The 16,898-nt window shown below is 68.5% G+C and carries 23 protein-coding genes; 11 read left to right on the top strand and 12 right to left on the bottom strand.

Annotated features, from left to right (window positions below; all coding sequences use genetic code 11):
- Positions 1-53 precede the first annotated feature (53 nt).
- The 6 genes from ACWKZU_RS03325 (at position 54) to ACWKZU_RS03300 (ending at position 4,174) form a co-directional block, all read left to right on the top strand.
- Complete coding sequence (locus ACWKZU_RS03325) at positions 54-368, top strand: hypothetical protein (RefSeq protein ID WP_449280972.1); 315 nt, start codon at positions 54-56, stop codon at positions 366-368.
- Positions 368-535 (top strand): hypothetical protein, encoded by a 168-nt coding sequence (locus ACWKZU_RS03320; protein WP_449280971.1) that lies wholly within the window; start codon positions 368-370, stop codon positions 533-535. The genes ACWKZU_RS03325 and ACWKZU_RS03320 overlap by 1 nt, the downstream gene beginning before the upstream one ends.
- Positions 536-845: 310 nt before the next feature.
- The gene (locus ACWKZU_RS03315) at positions 846-1,016 is read left to right on the top strand and encodes a hypothetical protein (RefSeq protein WP_449280970.1); all 171 of its coding nucleotides are present in this window, start codon (positions 846-848) and stop codon (positions 1,014-1,016) included.
- Between the two features lie 80 nt (positions 1,017-1,096).
- Positions 1,097-3,037, top strand: coding sequence for a hypothetical protein (locus ACWKZU_RS03310; protein ID WP_449280969.1), 1,941 nt, complete (start codon positions 1,097-1,099; stop codon positions 3,035-3,037).
- Positions 3,037-3,312 (top strand): hypothetical protein, encoded by a 276-nt coding sequence (locus tag ACWKZU_RS03305; RefSeq protein WP_449280968.1) that lies wholly within the window; start codon positions 3,037-3,039, stop codon positions 3,310-3,312. Before ACWKZU_RS03310 ends, ACWKZU_RS03305 begins: the two co-directional genes overlap by 1 nt.
- A 223-nt stretch (positions 3,313-3,535) precedes the next feature.
- Positions 3,536-4,174 carry a hypothetical protein gene (locus ACWKZU_RS03300; RefSeq protein WP_449280967.1) on the top strand — a complete coding sequence of 213 codons (639 nt, stop codon included), beginning with the start codon at positions 3,536-3,538 and terminating at the stop codon, positions 4,172-4,174.
- Positions 4,175-4,235: 61 nt separating this feature from the next.
- On the opposite strand, the gene ACWKZU_RS03295 is transcribed toward ACWKZU_RS03300, so the two are convergent.
- Positions 4,236-4,478, bottom strand: a complete 243-nt coding sequence (locus tag ACWKZU_RS03295) for a hypothetical protein (RefSeq protein WP_449280966.1) — start codon at positions 4,476-4,478, stop codon at positions 4,236-4,238.
- Positions 4,475-5,371: a tyrosine-type recombinase/integrase gene (locus tag ACWKZU_RS03290; RefSeq protein WP_449280965.1), complete on the bottom strand. Its 897-nt coding sequence runs from the start codon at positions 5,369-5,371 to the stop codon at positions 4,475-4,477. Before ACWKZU_RS03290 ends, ACWKZU_RS03295 begins: the two co-directional genes overlap by 4 nt.
- A gap of 448 nt (positions 5,372-5,819) precedes the next feature.
- Between ACWKZU_RS03290 and ACWKZU_RS03285 the strand changes: the two genes are divergently transcribed.
- Entirely contained in the window at positions 5,820-6,113 is a 294-nt protein-coding gene (locus ACWKZU_RS03285; protein ID WP_449280964.1) for a tetratricopeptide repeat protein, read from the top strand.
- A 113-nt stretch (positions 6,114-6,226) separates the two neighbouring features.
- Here ACWKZU_RS03285 and ACWKZU_RS03280 read toward each other — a convergent pair whose 3' ends face one another.
- The gene (locus ACWKZU_RS03280) at positions 6,227-7,597 is read right to left on the bottom strand and encodes an MFS transporter (protein ID WP_449280963.1); all 1,371 of its coding nucleotides are present in this window, start codon (positions 7,595-7,597) and stop codon (positions 6,227-6,229) included.
- A gap of 152 nt (positions 7,598-7,749) precedes the next feature.
- The gene (locus ACWKZU_RS03275) at positions 7,750-8,907 is read right to left on the bottom strand and encodes a PucR family transcriptional regulator (protein ID WP_449280962.1); all 1,158 of its coding nucleotides are present in this window, start codon (positions 8,905-8,907) and stop codon (positions 7,750-7,752) included.
- Positions 8,908-9,065: 158 nt separating this feature from the next.
- On the opposite strand from ACWKZU_RS03275, the gene ppnP reads away from it, so the two are divergent.
- The gene (gene ppnP / locus ACWKZU_RS03270; RefSeq protein WP_449280961.1) at positions 9,066-9,377 is read left to right on the top strand and encodes a pyrimidine/purine nucleoside phosphorylase; all 312 of its coding nucleotides are present in this window, start codon (positions 9,066-9,068) and stop codon (positions 9,375-9,377) included.
- Here the strand turns inward: ppnP and ACWKZU_RS03265 are convergent.
- Positions 9,362-10,519 (bottom strand): carboxylate-amine ligase, encoded by a 1,158-nt coding sequence (locus ACWKZU_RS03265; RefSeq protein WP_449280960.1) that lies wholly within the window; start codon positions 10,517-10,519, stop codon positions 9,362-9,364. The two genes, ppnP and ACWKZU_RS03265, sit on opposite strands and share 16 nt — an antisense overlap.
- Positions 10,520-10,723: 204 nt before the next feature.
- Here ACWKZU_RS03265 and ACWKZU_RS03260 point away from each other — a divergent pair, with 204 nt between their 5' ends.
- A complete protein-coding gene (locus ACWKZU_RS03260; RefSeq protein ID WP_449280959.1) occupies positions 10,724-11,053 on the top strand; it encodes a hypothetical protein in 330 nt (109 codons plus the stop codon).
- A 97-nt stretch (positions 11,054-11,150) separates the two neighbouring features.
- On the opposite strand, the gene ACWKZU_RS03255 is transcribed toward ACWKZU_RS03260, so the two are convergent.
- The 7 genes from ACWKZU_RS03255 to ACWKZU_RS03225 all read right to left on the bottom strand — a co-directional run bounded on the left by ACWKZU_RS03255 (position 11,151) and on the right by ACWKZU_RS03225 (position 14,910).
- A complete protein-coding gene (locus tag ACWKZU_RS03255) occupies positions 11,151-11,660 on the bottom strand; it encodes a DUF6328 family protein (RefSeq protein WP_449280958.1) in 510 nt (169 codons plus the stop codon).
- Positions 11,661-11,877: 217 nt separating this feature from the next.
- Positions 11,878-13,023 (bottom strand): baeRF2 domain-containing protein, encoded by a 1,146-nt coding sequence (locus ACWKZU_RS03250; RefSeq protein WP_449280957.1) that lies wholly within the window; start codon positions 13,021-13,023, stop codon positions 11,878-11,880.
- Positions 13,020-13,220 carry a hypothetical protein gene (locus ACWKZU_RS03245; RefSeq protein WP_449280956.1) on the bottom strand — a complete coding sequence of 67 codons (201 nt, stop codon included), beginning with the start codon at positions 13,218-13,220 and terminating at the stop codon, positions 13,020-13,022. The genes ACWKZU_RS03250 and ACWKZU_RS03245 overlap by 4 nt, the downstream gene beginning before the upstream one ends.
- A gap of 142 nt (positions 13,221-13,362) precedes the next feature.
- The gene (locus tag ACWKZU_RS03240) at positions 13,363-13,665 is read right to left on the bottom strand and encodes a Dabb family protein (protein WP_449280955.1); all 303 of its coding nucleotides are present in this window, start codon (positions 13,663-13,665) and stop codon (positions 13,363-13,365) included.
- Positions 13,662-13,961 carry a glutaredoxin family protein gene (locus ACWKZU_RS03235; RefSeq protein ID WP_449280954.1) on the bottom strand — a complete coding sequence of 100 codons (300 nt, stop codon included), beginning with the start codon at positions 13,959-13,961 and terminating at the stop codon, positions 13,662-13,664. Before ACWKZU_RS03235 ends, ACWKZU_RS03240 begins: the two co-directional genes overlap by 4 nt.
- A gap of 275 nt (positions 13,962-14,236) precedes the next feature.
- Positions 14,237-14,335: a 30S ribosomal protein bS22 gene (locus ACWKZU_RS03230; RefSeq protein ID WP_005504750.1), complete on the bottom strand. Its 99-nt coding sequence runs from the start codon at positions 14,333-14,335 to the stop codon at positions 14,237-14,239.
- Between the two features lie 107 nt (positions 14,336-14,442).
- Positions 14,443-14,910 (bottom strand): ArsR/SmtB family transcription factor, encoded by a 468-nt coding sequence (locus ACWKZU_RS03225; RefSeq protein WP_449280953.1) that lies wholly within the window; start codon positions 14,908-14,910, stop codon positions 14,443-14,445.
- A 193-nt stretch (positions 14,911-15,103) separates the two neighbouring features.
- Here ACWKZU_RS03225 and ACWKZU_RS03220 point away from each other — a divergent pair, with 193 nt between their 5' ends.
- Together ACWKZU_RS03220 and ACWKZU_RS03215 are read left to right on the top strand one after the other, a co-directional pair.
- Positions 15,104-16,477, top strand: a complete 1,374-nt coding sequence (locus ACWKZU_RS03220) for a TrkH family potassium uptake protein (RefSeq protein ID WP_449280952.1) — start codon at positions 15,104-15,106, stop codon at positions 16,475-16,477.
- The coding region (locus ACWKZU_RS03215; protein ID WP_449280951.1) for a potassium channel family protein at positions 16,470-16,898 on the top strand (429 nt) is incomplete at its 3' end. The genes ACWKZU_RS03220 and ACWKZU_RS03215, both read left to right, overlap by 8 nt.

The raw sequence follows: 16,898 nt of genomic DNA, 5'->3' as shown, positions 1-16,898 counted from the left end.
TTACGGAGCCACTGGGACGGACTCAGGGGCACGGGATCGAAGGGACAGAAATCATGGCTATTGCACGGACGGTCCGGCCCACGGTGATCATCGCCGGTGAGGTCGAGCGGACTCGCGAGCTGAAACGCAAGAGCGATCAGAGCGTGTACGCGAAAGAGATCACGATCCGGCAGGACGCCGGCGCTCTGGCCTCGATCACGATGTACGACCGGCCGGGCACGCCCCCGGTCCCGCAGATCGGGGAGTTCATCGCGGCGGAGTGCTCGATCGAGGAATCGCGCGAGTTCGGCGCTTCCCTCGGGTTCGAGCGGCCGGCGTTCGATGCCCTCGACCGCATCGCGACCGGCCTCAAGAGCGGCGGCAAGTGATGGTCTGGACCGCGACCATGATGGTCGCCCTCGTCGTCTGCCTCCTCGCGTACGGGCTCGCGCTCCTGCTGCTGGCCTGGACGGTCAAGGTCGACCGGGCACGCCTCGCGGCGCTGCAGGCGCAGGGCGTGGCGCGTGTGCAGCCGTCGCCCGCCGCGACGGGCTAGCGCGATGGTCGATCTGATGGCGGTGCCGGTCCCGGAAACGCATTTCTGGGCGGTGTTCCTCGGCTGGATCGGAGCCTACTTCGTCGGCCGCATCATTGGCGGCGGTGGCCTGTGATCGGGGTCGCTGCGGCTCTGGCCGGCGGGCTCGTCGCAATCGAAGCTTTCGTGATCGGAGTGCATTTGCTCCTGAGGCTCTTCGGGAGGATCGCATGACGGTTGGCGAAATCTGCTTGGGAGCGCTCCTGCTCCTGGGTTCGGGAGTTCTCGTGGGTCTCTTCAGGTCCACGTCATTGATGGGAAGGAGGTGAATATGCCTCTCGCAGCAGAATACGACTTCTCCGGCGTGACGACCGGTCTCGCCGCTCTCGCCCCGGAGTTCGTGACCGCGGGGGCCGCGGTGCTCGCCGCTGGCCTGGTGGTCGCGGGCGTGATGTGGGGTTTCCCCAAGCTGATCGGCCTCTTCAAGAAGACGGCCAAGTAGCGTCTCGCACTGGGGTCGTACCTGCAACTTTCTGCAGGTACGGCCCCTTTCGCTTTCTCGTGACTCGGTAAGGAGTGACATTGTTTCTCACGTTCCCGCGGTTCGTCGCGGTTAGCCTGGCGATCGTGCTCGGGCTCGGTGTTGTCGGCGTGGCAGCGCCGGCGCATGCTGCTTCGTCGTCTCCAGTTGCGCCGGTGCAGGATCTCCCGTCGCGTGTTGCGAAGGTGTACTACAACCCCGATACACTCGGTCCGCCCGGCAGCCCGTCCTATGACGACAACATGGCGGACATGCTTAAGAAGCAGGAGGAGCTGCTGAAAGCACAGTCGCGGCAGGCGCAGAAGGGGAAGGTGCCGTTTAAGCCGTTGTCGGTGTTCAAGAACATCGGTCGGGTGGCGAAGAACGGCAGCAAGATCGGCATCGCGGGGAGCATCGGGTGGATGCTGGGCCAGGCCGGCCTTTCGACTTACAGCGTGTTCTCCGGGCAGAGCTATGAGGATCTGATCTGCAGTCAGCCGGAGTGGTACCAAGGCGTCAACAACTTCTTCATGTTCGATACCGGTCCGGATTGCACCGCTCGATTTCCGCAACTCGATGACGGGGAGGTCATCACCGGCGGCTATCTCGAGTTCGGAGATTACAAGTACCAGATCATCGGACTCAGAATCGGCTCTGCGACCGGCGGTGGAGGGCCGGTGAAGCGACAGATCGCCGTGATATCGGAGGCTCAGCTTCCTGTGCAGTATGCGGTGAAGGTCGACCTTCCACCGGATGCTCTCCCCGGTTCTACTGCCGGACAGGTCGGAAGTCTCGTGTGGGGCATCTTGCACGACGATCCGTCGCGGCCGGCCTGGGCGTATCACAACGCTGGCAACGATTGGCGTACAAACGATCCGTCCAGCTTCTCGTTCGCAGAGCCGTACGTGTATCGCAAGTCGGACAATCAGGTCATGGCACGCGCGACGCCGATGGAGCGGACGACGGAGAAGGACCTCGATCGTGTCACCAACTGCGAGGTGAAGTGGTCGGATGGATCGACGACCGGCGGGGCGGGGACTCCCTATCGCGAAGTTACGGGTATGCCGGTGTCGTCCAAGGGCCTCGGCTGCGAGACCGGCAGCAAGGAAAAACTCGATGACGGCGAAGTGCCTGAAGAGGTGAAAGTCACCACCACCGGCTCCGATGGAAAATCGGAAGAGGTTCACAAGGAGAACGTGCCGAAGACGACTCCCGAGGAGCGCGAAGTGCTGCGGGAAACGTCACGTGAGGGCCTGGTGCTGAAGCGGGGCACCAAGTCGTGCATGACCTGGGAGGCGGATTGCGCGGGCTGGTGGGATGCGACGAACAGCGGCACGACCGGTACCGAGTACAAATGCACCTTCGGCGGCAAGCCGACCGCGCTCAAGGAGTGCGGAGTGTACCGCTACACCTTCGACAAGCCGACGAACAAGCCGACGATCACGGTTCAAGAGGGCACGGAGCTCGGTGGCGGGAACACGCCGATCACCACGCGAGAGATCGAGTGGATCACCGCCGACGAGGATATGAATTCCACGAACCCCGGCGACTCGATTAATCCGGGCGCGCAGTGCATGAGCCAGTGGAGCAGCACGGGGGATCCGATCTCGTGGGTGCTGCACCCGGTGAAGTGCGCGCTCGTGTGGGCCTTCGTGCCGCGCAAAGCGGAGGTAGACAAGGCTGGCAAGCAGATCGTGAAGGCCTGGAAACCGACGATGCCGGGGCAGATCGTCGCGGCGACAACGGATGCGCTCACGCCGCCAGCCGGCCTATCGGGGTGCATGGGGCCACACGTGTACATCCCGATGAATATCGGAGAGACGGACCTCACTGTGGATTGGTATCCGCTTGCGGCGTGCGAGCCGCCGATGTCGAACGTCGCCGCTACGGCGCGCGTGATCGGGGCCGCGGTGCTGATCTTCCTGACCTTGCTGGGGATCATCCGACGCGCGTCCGCGTCAGTGAACGCGCCGGGCGTCGGCACGGCGACGGAGGGCACCTGATGATCTCTGAGTTCTTTGCGAATCTCGCGGTGTGGTTCGTGGAGTGGCTGGCGAGCGTCTTCGGTGAGTGGACGCCGCCGGCCGCATTCACCGAGGCGAAAACGACCATGGCCGAACTGCTGGCAGGGTTCGCCAGTCTCGGCGTCTGGGTGAACTGGGCCGTGCTCGGTGTGTGCATGCTCACCGCGATCGCGGCGTGGGCCGTGGTCCTTGGTATCAAGCTCGTGCGCGCGATCGTCGCGCACATTCCCGTGATTGGAGGAGCCGGTGACTAGACACGCGGCGATCATGCCTGAGGAAACCGTCCCGCTCGCTGCGGAGGCGGGGCCCCTGATAGACGTACACGCGGCTGCGACGCGGCCGGTGCCGGTTTCTCCGCGGAGCGGAGAACCGGCTCGGACGCGACCGCATCGGTGGAAGTCGAAAGGGTCTCGCACCCGTCGAGCTGCGACGATTCACGGCTATGTCGGAGCGAACGGGCACGGTAAGACGCTTGCGATGATGCACGACACGAGACTGTCGATGGATCTCGGCCGGGATATCCTCTCGACGGTGCGCGTGCTCGATCCGCGCACTGGCGAGCCCTACGCGAACTATGAGCCGTTCACGCGGTGGGAGCAGCTGCTCGAGGCGCGGTCGTGCGATGTGCTGATGGACGAGATTCTGGGGGTGGCGGCGTCGACGTCGGGGCAGAGCCTCCCGCTCGAGGTGCAGCTCCTCCTGAATCAGCTTCGCCGGCGTGACGTGCTGCTGCGGTGGACGGCGCCGGCATGGTCGCGCTGCAACATCGTGCTGCGTGAAGTCACCCAAGCGGTGACGGTCTGTCGGGGCTACATGCCGAAGTTCGAGGCCAGCGGCGACGGCTCCCGCCTGTGGGGCATGAACCGGTTGTTCCGGTGGACGACGTACGACGCAATCGAGTTCACGACCTGGAGCGATTCGAAAGAGGGCACGCTCAAGGGGAAAGCGAATGCGTGGCTGTGGCGACCCGGCTCGTGGGCCGAAGCCAGCTATGACACCTTCGACTCGGTGGACAACGTGGACTCGGGTGAGGGGTACTGCTTCCGCTGCGGCGGGATGCGCCCGAAGATCAAGCGTCCGGCTTGCAGTTGCTCGCACGGAGAGGGAGGCCGATGAAACTCGTCAGATTCGTACGCGATCTGCTGCGCCTGGTCTTGCTCCTCGCCCGTCTAGGCCGTTAGTCGCGGCCGGCCCGCCATTCGAGGTACTTCTCGTAGTTGCGATCGCTGTAGCTCTGCTGCCGCTTTTTGGCGGACCTTTGAGCGGACTGCTTACCGAGCGCATAGAACGCGATCGCGGAGCAAGCAGCCAGCGACACGGGGAGCACGCTCGCCAGCTGAACGCTCATCCCGACAGCAGCGAGGCCGACGAGGACCGCAAGGATGATGGCAAACACTCGCTCTCGCATGATGCCGATCATATCCTTGCGGTCACCAACGGTCGGCGCAGTATCTCGTGGCCTGTTGCTAGCCGGCCTTCGTCGGGGAGTCGTCCGGCGGCGCGCTGCACGAGTGTGCGGAGGCGTCGGCTGTCTCGGGCGACGTAGCGCCTTGTGGTTTCGGCACTCGCGTGTCCCAGGAGGTCTTGCACTGCGAATACGTCGTGATCGATGCTGTAGGTGCGGGTGGCGAAGCGGTGTCGAATGGTGTGAAGTGTCCATTCTCCGTCGAGTACTTCGGTTGCGAGTTCTCCGATTCGTCGGGGTGAGAGATGTCCGTTGATGCGGCCGGGGAACGCCCATCCTTCGGGAAGGTCGAGCAGTTCGAGCGCGATTCCGTCTGGCAGTGGCACTACTCGATCTCTGCCTCCCTTGCCGTGAACTAGGAGGGACCAGCCGATGAGATCGTTCATGAGATCGTTTACTGTGTGGATGTGCGCGATTTCGCCTCGTCGTAGTCCGCATTCGCCGGCGAGTCGTAGGATGAGCCGCGTTCGCACGTCGGCATGCAGGATCGCCTTGAGATAGATTCGGTCGGGCGTTGGGCGCGGTACGCCGGGGAGAGTCTTCACTCGGGGCAAGTGCTTCGCGACGTTACGCCAGCCCTCGGCCTTCTTGGCCCATTTCCAGAATGAGCGGTAGGTGTTGGTGCGACCTCGACGTGATTCCGGTGCCCAGTTCTGTTCTGCGCACCATTCGATGAGTAGATCGCGGTCCACCTGTGACGGAGGGACGCCGATACGCCGAGCGAGATAGTGGAGGTGCTGCCGGCGCGTGTCGATCGTCGTCTCGGGGTGGCCTCCTGCTCGTAGCGCGGTGAGGTAGCGTGAGACGGGGGCTTGCCAGGCTTCGGGGATCTGTCGCGTGTTCTTCACTTCTGTGAAGGTACTGAGCTTTGTCTACGCCTGATCGATTTGACCGGCGAGTGCGGGGGGACAGGTCGCGAAAATTCGGATCGCCTCACCGATGGTAGGCGGGACTCCAGCGACTACAGACCAGAAGGTCGGGGGTTCGAATCCCTCGGGGCGCGCCACAGAGAGACACCCGGTCAGGATCATTGAATCCCGACCGGGTGTTTTCGTCTCTGCTCGCGCCGGGATCGCGGCTGGCGCAGGTGGGCGTGGAACAACGATTCAGCGCTTCCCCGCTGCCGCCCGCCTCCCCGGAGCAAAGTGCTCGCAGAACATGTGCCCGGCCGCGAAGCACACTCTCCTTCCTGCCGATATCGATGCTGTTCTCGGCTGAAGAGTCTGTTCTCGGCTGACGGCGCTCGCGACTCCGATTCCAGTATCGGCGCGGCACCGAACCGCCGATAATGAAGGCATGAACTCCGACGAGTCGGTTCTTCAGAAAGCACTGCTGCTACTGGATCGGGGTCAGCCGAAGAGCGCAGAGCCGCTGCTCCGCGCCCTCATCAGGAGCACGGAGTCCTCCGCCGATCACACGGCGCTGCTGCTGCGCGGCCTCGTCGCACTGGGCGAGTGCCTCGCCGTCACCGGGCGACCGGCCGAGGCACGGCGGCTGCTGGAGCGCGTGACCTCGTTCGATGCGGCGGGCGAGGCGATCGACTTCGCGCACGAGCGCGCCCGCGAGCTCCTCGAGGAGCTCGACGAGTAGAGCCCCGCACGAGCAGAGCCCCGCACGAGCAGAGCCCCGCCGGACGGATCGCCGTCCGGCGGAGCTCCGGGTTCCGGTCCGGGACCCGGCCCCGGATCCCGCCCCCCGGGGAACTACAGCGTCTGGATCGGCGTGGTGCCGACCTTCTTCTGCTCGTCGACGAGGTCGGTGCGCGCCGTCTCGGGGGTCATCAGCAGACCGACCAGCGAGAGGGCGCCCACGAAGATGAGGAAGAACGCCGGTGCGCTCGAGTTGCCCGTCGCCGCGATCAGCCAGGTACCGATGAGCGGTGCGACGCCGCCGAAGAGCATCGCGCCCACGTTGAACGGGAGTGCGAAGCCGAGGTAGCGCGATCGTGTGCCGAACATCTCGGTGAAGAACGACGGGAACACGGCGTCGTTCATCGAGAAGAAGACGAGGGCGACGATGAGCACGATCGTGGCGAGCAGCACGCCGCCCACCGAGAGCAGCGTCATGATCGGGTAGCTCAGCACGATGAAGGCGATGCTGGAGACCATGAGGGTGCGCTTGCGGCCGAAGCGGTCCGAGAAGCGCGCCATGAACGGGATGAGCGCGAGCTGCGCGACGAGGCCGATCGTGACGACGAGCGTCGAGCTGGCCTCGCTCATGCCGGCCTCCTCGATGAGGAAGGTGGGGATGTAACTGAGCAGCAGGTAGTAGCCGCCGGCGTTCAGCGACATGACGAGCAGGATCTTGAACATCGCGGGCAGGCTCTCGCGGATCTCGCTCCAGCGGCTCGTACGCGACACCGCGCGCTGCTGCTGCGCGAGCTCCTGCTCCCTGCGCTCGATCTCCTGGACGCGGCGGAACTGCGGGGTGTCCTCGAGGCGCGAGCGCAGCCAGAGCCCGATGATGCCGAGCGGTCCGGCGATGAAGAACGGGATGCGCCAGCCCCACTCCTGCATGAACTCCGGCGAGAACGAGGCGTAGAGGATCGTGGCCATGAGCGAGGCCAGCAGGAAGCCGCCGGCCGCGGCCATGGGCACGACGCTGGTGAGCAGACCGCGCAGCTTCGGAGGTGCGTACTCGGCGACGAAGGTGCCGGCGCCCGCGTACTCGCCCGATGCCGAGAAGCTCTGGGTCATGCGGAGCACGAGCAGCAGGATGGGAGCGGCGACGCCGATCGTGGCGTACCCGGGGAGGAAGCCGATCAGGAACGTGGCGCCGGACATGATGATGATCGTCGTGGCGAGGATGCTCTTGCGGCCGATCCGGTCGCCCAGGCTGCCCCAGACGAGCGCCCCGATGGGACGCACCAGGAACGAGAGCGCGAACACCGCGAAGGTGCTGAGCAGTGCCACGGTGCGATCCTCGGGCGGGAAGAACACGACGGCGATCGTGGTGGCCAGGTAGCTGTAGCTCGCGTAGTCGAAGTACTCCAGCAGCGTGCCGAGCCCGCTCGCCATGAGTACACGGCGCAGCACGGACCGGTTCTCTGTTTCGGTGGTGGTGGTGGTGGACATCTGGGTGCTCCTCGTCGAGTACCGGATCGGGGCGGCCGGGCCGTCCCGTGTGGGGGGGGGGACACAGCACATGATGTCAGCCGCTGAATCGCTTGAGAATGGCCCTGGCGTCCGCCTCCGCAGGAGCTGTTTGTACACTCCGGCCAGTTCGCTCAGGCCGGGGATCTGGTGTCGTTCCCGAGCCCGCGCGCCTTCAGCGCCAGCCACAGCTGAGTCTGGGCGTCGATGCCGTCCAGGTCGTGCCCGGTCAGCTGAGCGATCCGCTGGATCCTATTGCGCACGGTGTGCCGGTGCACGCCCATCCGCTCGGCGGTCGCCTCGATCGACCGTCGTTCGACGAGCCAGGTGTGCAGCGTGCGCAGCAGCTCCTCTCCGCCTCGGGCCCGGGCGATCGGATCGAGCGTCGCCGCGGAGAACGCCTCGAGATACGCCGGAGGAGCGACTCGCATCAGGAACTCGTGCGACGCACCGTCGAGATACTCGATGGGCGTGCCGACCCGGCGGCTGGTCTCCAGCGCGAGCGCCGCCTGCCGCATGCTGCGCGCCGCGTACTTCGGCGCCACCGGTGTGCCGACGCCCAGCGGCACCTCGAGGCCGTATTCGGCGAGGGTCTGCCGGGGGTCGAACGGCGCCAGGCACTCCACCACCCGCGCTCGGTGCCGGATGAGCGTGGTGGTGAGGATCGCCGCCAGGTCGTCGACCAGCACCTCGGCGTGCGTCTCGTCGCGCGCCTCGATGGCGATGCCTCTGAGTTCGTCGGCGTCGACGCCGATCCCCCGCAGGTAGGCCTGCGCGCCACCCGCGTCGCCGAGCTCGAGCACCCGCCCCAGCTGCTGGGCGCGCTGCCGCCGGGCCGGCTCGTCGAGCAGCCAGTGCCGCTCGTACTCGAGCGCGAGCAGCGAGCGCAGCGCCGGCTCGGTGAGCTCGGCGCTCTCCTCGCCCGACGGCACCCGGGCGAGGTAGCCGCGCACCGTGTCGTTGCCCGCGAAGGAGGTGATGCGGATCTCCTGCACCGGATCCGTCTCGCCCGGATGGGGCACCCGCAGCGACTCGCCGAGACGAGGAGCGCCGGAGAAGAGCATCTCGCCGATCGCCGAGAGCGCGTCGGGCGGGAAGGCGCTGCTGCGCCCGAGCGGACGCCCGAGACGGTCGAAGACCGCGACGCCCTCGCCGGTGCGCTGCTGCCAGCCGTGGAGCAGCCGGTCGACTCCGCCGCCGCGCGTGACGATCGCGGTCAGCTCCATCTGGAGGCCGAGCGCGTGCTGGAGCGCCTCGAGGGAGAGCGCACCCGCCGTTGCTTCGCTGCTCATACGCCCATACTACGCGCCGAGATATGGACGTGATGAAGAAAACGAACTGTGCCAGATGTACCCCACGGCGATATTCACCGCGCGCAGCGCTGCCTACGCTGATCCCGAGGACCGCACCAGCGCGGCCCTCGAACGTGATTCGACGAAGGAGTGATCGCATGATCGGTCAGAACGAGTACTACGACGGACAGGTGCGGAGCCTCGAGTTCACGAACGAGCAGGGCAACTTCACCGTCGGCGTGATGGAGCCCGGCGAGTGGACCTTCGAGGCCCCCGTCAAGGAGTGGATGCACCTCGTTCGCGGCAGCTGGGACGTGCAGCAGCCCGCCGGCCGGGGCGAGTGGAAGACCTACCACGAGGGCGAGCAGTTCGAGGTCCCCGGCGGCACCGACTTCACCGTGCGGATCACGGACACCGTCGCCTATCTCTGCCCCTACACCGGCGAGTTCCTCGGTCACCTCGACATGTGACCGGAGCGGTGGGTGACCTCGATCGCGTCGGCCACCACCGCCCGCGGCTCGCCGCTCTCGCCCATCACCCGTCGCTGGCGATCCGACCCGGTACCGCCCGCGAGAATGCCCGACACGGCCGCCGCCGTGCGGGAGAGATCCCCGCTCTCGCGCAGCGCGGGCTCCGCGTGGCGCATGAGCGCCTCGACCACGGCCCCCGCGTCGGTCTCGTGACCCGTCCCCGGATCCACGAGGCGCTCCCGCAACCCGTAGCGGCTCGCCGACCACATCGCGAGCCGCAGCATCGCGGTCGGCATGGGGATCGGGCCGACGCCGCGCCGCCAGTCGCGCGCCGCGGTCTCGACGAGCGCGCGCGTGAGCGCGGAGATCGCGACGGCGTGCTCGGCGTCCATGCAGACATCGGGGACGCGGATCTCGACGGTGGGAAGGTGGTCGCTCAGCCGCGCATCGAAGTAGACCATGCCGGGGTCGCGGACGACGCCGGTGCCGAGCATCGCGCGCACCCGTTCGCGGTAGGCCGCGGCCGACCCGAACGGCTCGGTGGGCCCGGCCGACGGCCACCGCGCCCAGGCCTGGTAGCGGTAGCTGTGGTACCCCGTCTCCTCCCCTCGCCAGAACGGCGAGTTGCCGCTCAGCGCGAGCAGCGCGGGCAGCCAGGGCCGGAGGCGGTCGAGCACGGCCACGCCCTCGTCGTCGCTCTCCACTCCCACGTGCACGTGCAGCCCGCACGTCAGCTGCTCCCGCATCGTGATCCCGAACTGCGACGACATCGCGAGGTAGCGCGGCCGGAGGGTCAGGTGCGTCTCCGCGCCGACCACACTCGTGCCGAGCGCGACCGCGCGAGCCCCGACCCGCTGCGCGGCCTCGTCGGCGATGCGGCGCCCGTCGAGGATCGCCTCCGCCACCCGCTCGAGCGCGGTGCAGGGCGGCGAGATCACCTCGATCTGCTCCTGCTTCGCCTCGCTCTCGAGCAGCGCGGCCCGCTCCGCCCCCACCTCGCGCAGCACCTGCTCGCTCACCGCGACGGGCGCACCGGTGCGCGGATCGACGAGCAGCAGCTCCTGCTCGACCCCCACGGTGCGCAGCCCTGTGGCGCGGGAACCCGCGGCCTGGGGGGCCGTGGAGGGAGTGCGTTTCAACATGGGAGCCCCTTCGGTCAGTCGGAGGCGACCGGGCCGCCTGGCGCCTTCACGGTATGCGCCGGGCATCTCCCCCCGCATCCCCCTTGACAGCGCGATACCGCGTCGGCAAAGCTCGCGCGCTAGCAGAGTCGTCCGGAGCCGACAACCCCGGTCCGGGCCGGCGACGGCTCGGGTAGCTTCGGGAGGGACGAGGAGGTGCAGACCATGGAACCGCATCAGTCGCACGAGGATCCCGAGCGCATCGAGTCCGGAGCGGATCGAGAGCGGGATCCGCGCTCCCCGACTGCGACCGCACCGGACTCGGTGGACGAGTCCGTGCCCACCGCCGACCGGGCCGGTCAGGTCGGACCGGACGCTGCGGATCCGCCCCGCGCAGCCGGCAAGCACGAGGCGGACGCACCGGGCGATCCCGGACTCGATCCGGACGAGGGCGCCGACGTCTTCGAGACGGAGACCGATGCCCGCGAGAGCGCCCGCGGGGGCGACGCCGACCGGCGGGACGAGGATCACATCTCGATCGACCCGCCCGACTGATCGAGTCCGGATCGAGTCGGCCCGGATCGAGCGGGTCCGCCGGGATCGGGGCCGCGCCGAGCGGGAGCAGCCCGGGGATCATCGCACCCCTGGGCGCTCACTTCCTGCCCGACCGGATCCCGAATCTCGGGACGACCGCCCAGAGCACGACGACCAGGACCGCGGTGCCGCCGAGCGCCGTGAGACCGGCCGCGCGGCCGAGCGTGAAGTCGAAGATCAGGCTCGTCACCCCCGCGGCGAGCATCGCGAGCACCACCAGGTCGGCCGCGAGCAGTCGGCTGCCGAGATGCACGATGCGCACCTTCTGCCGCCGCCCGAAGTAGGCGCGGTGCAGACTGACGGGGGCGAGGCCCAGCGCCGCCGCGATGCCCGCGAGGGCCACGAGGATCAGGTAGAGCGTCAACTGGTACCGGTCGAGCTCGGTGAAGCGCGGCTGGAACGCCACCGCGAGCAGGAACGCCCCGAGGATCTGCGTGCCCGTCTGCGCGACGCGCAGCTCCTGCAGGATCTCGTTCCAGTTGCGATCGGCCCGCTCGTTGGGGCTCTCCTCGCGGCCGTCGTCGAACCCGTCCGCCTCCCTGGCGGCCTCGCTCTCCGCGTCCCGCATGCCGCACCTCCGCACTGCTCCGGCGAAGCGGGAGAGCAGCCGCCGGTGCCGCGGCCGCCTGCTCGCCCTCCTCGCGTCTCGATCTGCCGGCGGCGCCCTCCGGCGCCGCATCTCTGCTGCCGACTCTAGTGCAGCGTCCGGGCCGGGTCGGGAGGCTCCGGATCCCCCGCCCCCGGAGCCTCCGCCGCGTCGACCGGACTCCGCGGAGGACTCGGGACTACGTCTCCGCGACGTCGACGGGTTCCGCCCACCGCAGCACCGCGAGCGGCGGCGGCGTCGCCCGCTCGGGCCGCTCCTCGCCCGGTTCCCGCTCGGGTTCCTCGACGACCCGCACCTCCGCCCCGGTCAGCACCGCCGCGCGGGCGAGCGCCTCGGCGAGCGGAGCGCGTCCGAGCGGGGCCGCCGCGCCCGGCACCCCGCCTCTCCCGGCCACCCAGGGCTCGGCGTCGAGCACCTCGAGGGTCTCCTCGGCGTCGATCAGGCGCGCATCCAGCAGCAGGGTGTCCACGCGCGCCTGCTGCAGGGCGTCCACGACCTCGGCGACGCCCTCGGCCCGTCGAGCGCCGTTCTCGGCGTCCGCATGCGCGAGGGCCTCCTCGACCAGCCGGGCGCTCAGCGCGTCCAGCGCGTCGGCGACGGCCCGGTCCAGGCGATCCTCGTCGGCCCCGTCGGCCCGCGTGTTCGCCTCGACCTCGACGAGCAGTCCGGCGCTGTCGGGGGACAGCCGCTCGCGCAGCAGCTGCCGCGCGCGCAGATCGCCCGACATGGCGATGAAGGCCGGACGATGCTCGCGCACCAGTGCGTCGACGGCCGCCGCGATCTCGGTCTGGTTGTGCTTCCAGACCTCCTCGGAGTGCCGCTGCCATCGGGCGTGCGACCACCCGCCGGCCTGCACCTTGGGCAGCGCATCGGTGCTCCCCTCGACACTGGCCTCGTGCTCGGACTCCGCTCTGCCGGCGCGCTCGAGTCGCAGGTCCGCGCCGTCGCGCGTCGTCTCCACGACGAGATAGCGAGGCGAGAAGGTGCGGTGCCGCAGCAGCGGGATCGCGGGCGGCGTGGCGCCGTGGTCGAGCACCTCCGGCCCGCGCCGGGTGCTGGCGAACCGCTCGTCGAGCACCACCTCTCCACCGCGCACCAGCAGGTAGCGCGCCGACGGGCTGGGAACGCCGCTCGCGTCGCGCAGCGCCAGCTCGACCGCTCGCCGGTCGGCCTCGGGCGCGCCGGCCTCCTCGAGCCGCCGCACCGCGCTCTCCTGCCGGGCCTCCTCGACGACCTGCGGCTCGCCGCCCGTGCCGTCGACGTAGGCGACGGTCCACGGGCCCGGCTGCGCGAGCACCTCGGCCAGCTTCCGGTCGCCGCTCATGCCAGGTCCTCCCCTCGATCCCCGCGGAAGGCGCGCTCGACCTCCTCGGGGTCGGTGTCGTCGGGGAGCGGCTCCGTCTCCCGGAAGGGCTCCGCGTGCGGGGCGCCGTGCCCCTGCACCATGCCCCGGGTCTCCTGCTCCATCTGCTCGTCGAGCTGCGGTCCGTGCTTCGAATTGCCGCGCTGCGGTCCAGTCATGGGTTCGATCCTCCTCTGACTCGTTCTCACCTTCGGGTGCCAGCCACGATAGGCGGGAGGAGCGGAAGAGGCGATCGCCTTGACGCCGCCGGGGCGAGCCGCTATGGCGAGAGGAGCTCGGAGGCGAGGACGGCGCGCCCGGTCACACGGTGAAGTCGGTGGCGGTGCGCCCGGCGGTGATGCGCTTCATGAGGTCGATCACGGGCAGGTGCTCGGGGTGCGAGGCGTAGGCCGCGAGGCCGTCGGCGTCGTCGAAGTCCGCGATGAGCGTGAGGTCGAAGTTCTCACCGTCGAAGAGCTCGTTGCGGTGCAGCGAGAGCGCGCGCACCGAGGGGACGGAGTCGCGCAGCGGGGCGATCGCCGCGACGGCCTCGGCCGCGTGCGCGCCGCGCTCCTCCGGGCTGTCGCCGACGAACTTCCAGCTCACGATGTGACGCAGGGTCATGGGTGCTTCCTCCAGGGGGCGAGTCGGGTGGGTGCCGCGGCCTTCTCGACCGCTGCGGTGAGGCGCTCGGGATCGACGCGCCAGATGGCGTGCCGTCGCCCGTTGATCCGAACCACGGGGATGTCCTCGGAGTGACGGCGGGCGAGCTGCGGATCCTCGAGGATGTCGAGCTCCTCGAGCTCGGTCTCGATGCCGCGCTCGGCGAGGTCCGCCCGCACCCGCGCGATGGCCTCGCGGGCCTCATCGCAGAGATGGCACCCCGGTTTGCCGATGAGGGTGAGCTGCACGACCGTCACGATCGATCAGTGTAGCGTCTGCGGCCGGGTCGAGTTCGTCACCGGTCATCCTGCGCGGAGCGACCCCGGCGGAGCGACCCCGGCGGAGCGACCCCGGCGGAGCGACCCCGGCATACGCGCGTCAGTAGATGTCACCAAACCCGCGGTGAGGCAGCAACTACTGACGCGCGTAGCGGGAGGATCCGGGGCAGGGATCACCCGAGATGCCGCAGGCACAAGAAAAGGCGCCAGGCCGATGGCCCGACGCCCGTCTCGATCGCGGTGCTCCGCGCCGACTACTTCTTGTTACGACGCTGGTGACGCGTCTTCCGAAGCAGCTTACGGTGCTTCTTCTTCGACATGCGCTTACGGCGCTTCTTAATAACTGAACCCACGGTCACCTCACAACGTCTCTCGGGCCGAACGGGATCGTGGCCCACAAAACACTGATTTTACACCGTATCGAGCGCTGCGGGAAATCGCAGCGCCATCGGCCCCGCGCTCAGCCCTTCAGGCGGAAGCGCGCGACCAGTTCCTTGACCCGGTGCTCGGCACGCGCGGCGGCCCGGCCGATCCGCTCCGCCGCCGCGGCCGCCTCCTCCGACAGCACCTCGCCGTCGAACAGGTCGTCGCCGTCGGGCCCGGGCACGCGTTCACCGGCCTCCGAGAGGTACTCCACGGTCACCTCGGTGTCGAAACCGGCCGAGAGGAACGGGATCACGAAGTCCTCGACCATCTCGAGGGGCTCGGGATCGAGGGTGTAGTAGCGGTGCTGCCCCTCCTCGCGCACGCTCACCAGCTCGGCCTCTCGCAGCACCTTGAGGTGCTTGGACACCGTCGGCTGGCTGATCTCCAGCTGCCCGACGATCTCGGACACGCTGATCTCGGCCTCCTGCTGATACCGCTCGAGCAGCACCCGCAAGATGTCGCGCCGGGTCGCGTCGGCGATGACTCCGAAAATATCTGGCATGATCTCAAGGTTAGCCGGAGCGACCCGTCTTGTCCCACCACTGACGGGAACGCCGCCGCATGTGTAGCATGAAGGTTCGAGTCGGAGCTCACCGCCCCGCTCGCGTCACTGCAGGAAAGAAGGCGTCGTGAGGGCACGCGCTGCGAGTCGGCGGGCTTCCGCCCCGCTCACGCAGAGATCATGGATCAACGCCATGATCCAATCGTCGCCTGCGCGATTCGCGCTCATGGTGTTCAGCGGCCTGATCCTGCTCTGGACGGTGCTGCTCTCCCTGCCCTTCTCGAGCACCTCGGGCAGGGTGACCCCGCTGGCCGACGCGCTGTTCACCGCCGTCTCCGCCATCTGCGTGACGGGCCTCTCGACCGTCGACATGGCCACCCACTGGTCGCTGTTCGGCGAGATCGTGATCCTCGCGGGCCTGCAGATCGGCGGCATCGGCGTGCTCACGCTGGCGAGCATCCTCGGGCTCACGGTCACCCGGCGCCTCGGCCTGCGGCAGCGCCTGCTCGCCGCGAGCGACACCAACCCGATGCGCATGAGCCGCGACGCCTCCGCGAGCCAGGCCGTGGGCCTCGGCGAGATCGGCGGCCTGCTCGCCGCCGTCGCGACGAGCCTCGTGGTGATCGAGCTCGCGCTCACGATCCTCATCACCCCGCGGCTGATGGCGGCGGGGTACGACTTCTGGCAGTCGCTGTGGAACGGTTTCTACCTGGCCGCCTCGGCCTTCACCAACACGGGCTTCGTGCCGCTCCCCGGGGGCCTCGCGCCGTTCGACACCGACCTCTACCTGCTGAGCGTGCTCGCCGTCGGCGTCTTCCTGGGCGCGATCGGCTTCCCCGTCATCTTCGCGCTCTACCGCTACGTGACGGGCGGAGGCTGGCGCGCGCACAAGCGCCTGGGCCTGCACGCGAAGCTCACGCTCAGCACCACGCTCATCTTCGTCGTCATCGGCTGGCTGGCCATCGGCGGCCTCGAGGCGAACAACCCGGCCACGCTCGGCGGCCACAACTTCTGGGACACCCTGCTCAGCTCGGGCTACATGTCGGTGATGACGCGCTCGGGAGGGCTCGGGATCATCGACCCCATCGACATGAACGGCTCGACGCTGCTCGTGATGGACATGCTCATGTTCGTGGGCGGGGGATCGGCCTCGACCGCGGGCGGCATCAAGGTGACGACGCTCGCGGTGCTGTTCCTCGCCGCGTACGCCGAGGCGCGCGGTTACAAGGACATGCAGGTGTTCGACCGCAGCATCCCGAACGAGGTGCTGCGCGTGGCCGTCTCGATCCTCATCTGGGGCGCGACCATCGTGCTCGCGGCGACCGTCGCGCTGCTGCACATCACGGGCGAGTCCCTCGACGTGGTGCTCTTCGAGGTGATCTCCGCGTTCGGCACCTGCGGGCTCTCGACGGGGCTCTCCGGCGAGGTCTCCGACCCCGGCAAGTACATCCTCGCCGCCACCATGTGGGCGGGACGCGTCGGCACCGTCACGCTGGCCGCCGCCGTCGCCGCCACCAGCCGCTCACGCCTGTTCAAGTACCCCGAGGAAAGGCCGATCGTTGGTTGATATTCGCAGTGACGCCCCGGTTATCGTCATCGGACTCGGCCGCTTCGGGGCCGCGACCGCCGGGCAGTTGGACCGCCAGGACCGCGAGGTGCTGGTGGTGGACACGGATCAGCAGCTCGTGCAGAAGTGGGCGGATCGGGTGACGCACGCGGTGCAGGCCGACGCGCGCTCGATGGACGCCCTCAGGCAGATCGGCGCCGACGAGTTCCAGATCGCCGTCGTCGCCACGGGCGCCTCGATCGAGGCGAGCGTGCTCATCGCGGCGAACCTCGTGGATCTCGGCATTCCCCAGATCTGGGCGAAGGCGATCTCGAGCTCGCACGGCAAGATCCTCGAGCGCATCGGGGTGAACCACGTCATCTATCCCGAACGCGAGGCCGGCGAGCGCGTGGCCCACCTGCTGAGCGGCAGCATGCTCGAT

This window comes from Leucobacter sp., assembly GCF_053528595.1.
The sequence above is the reverse complement of the archived record's forward strand: the minus strand, read 5'-3'. Positions and strand labels throughout refer to the sequence as shown.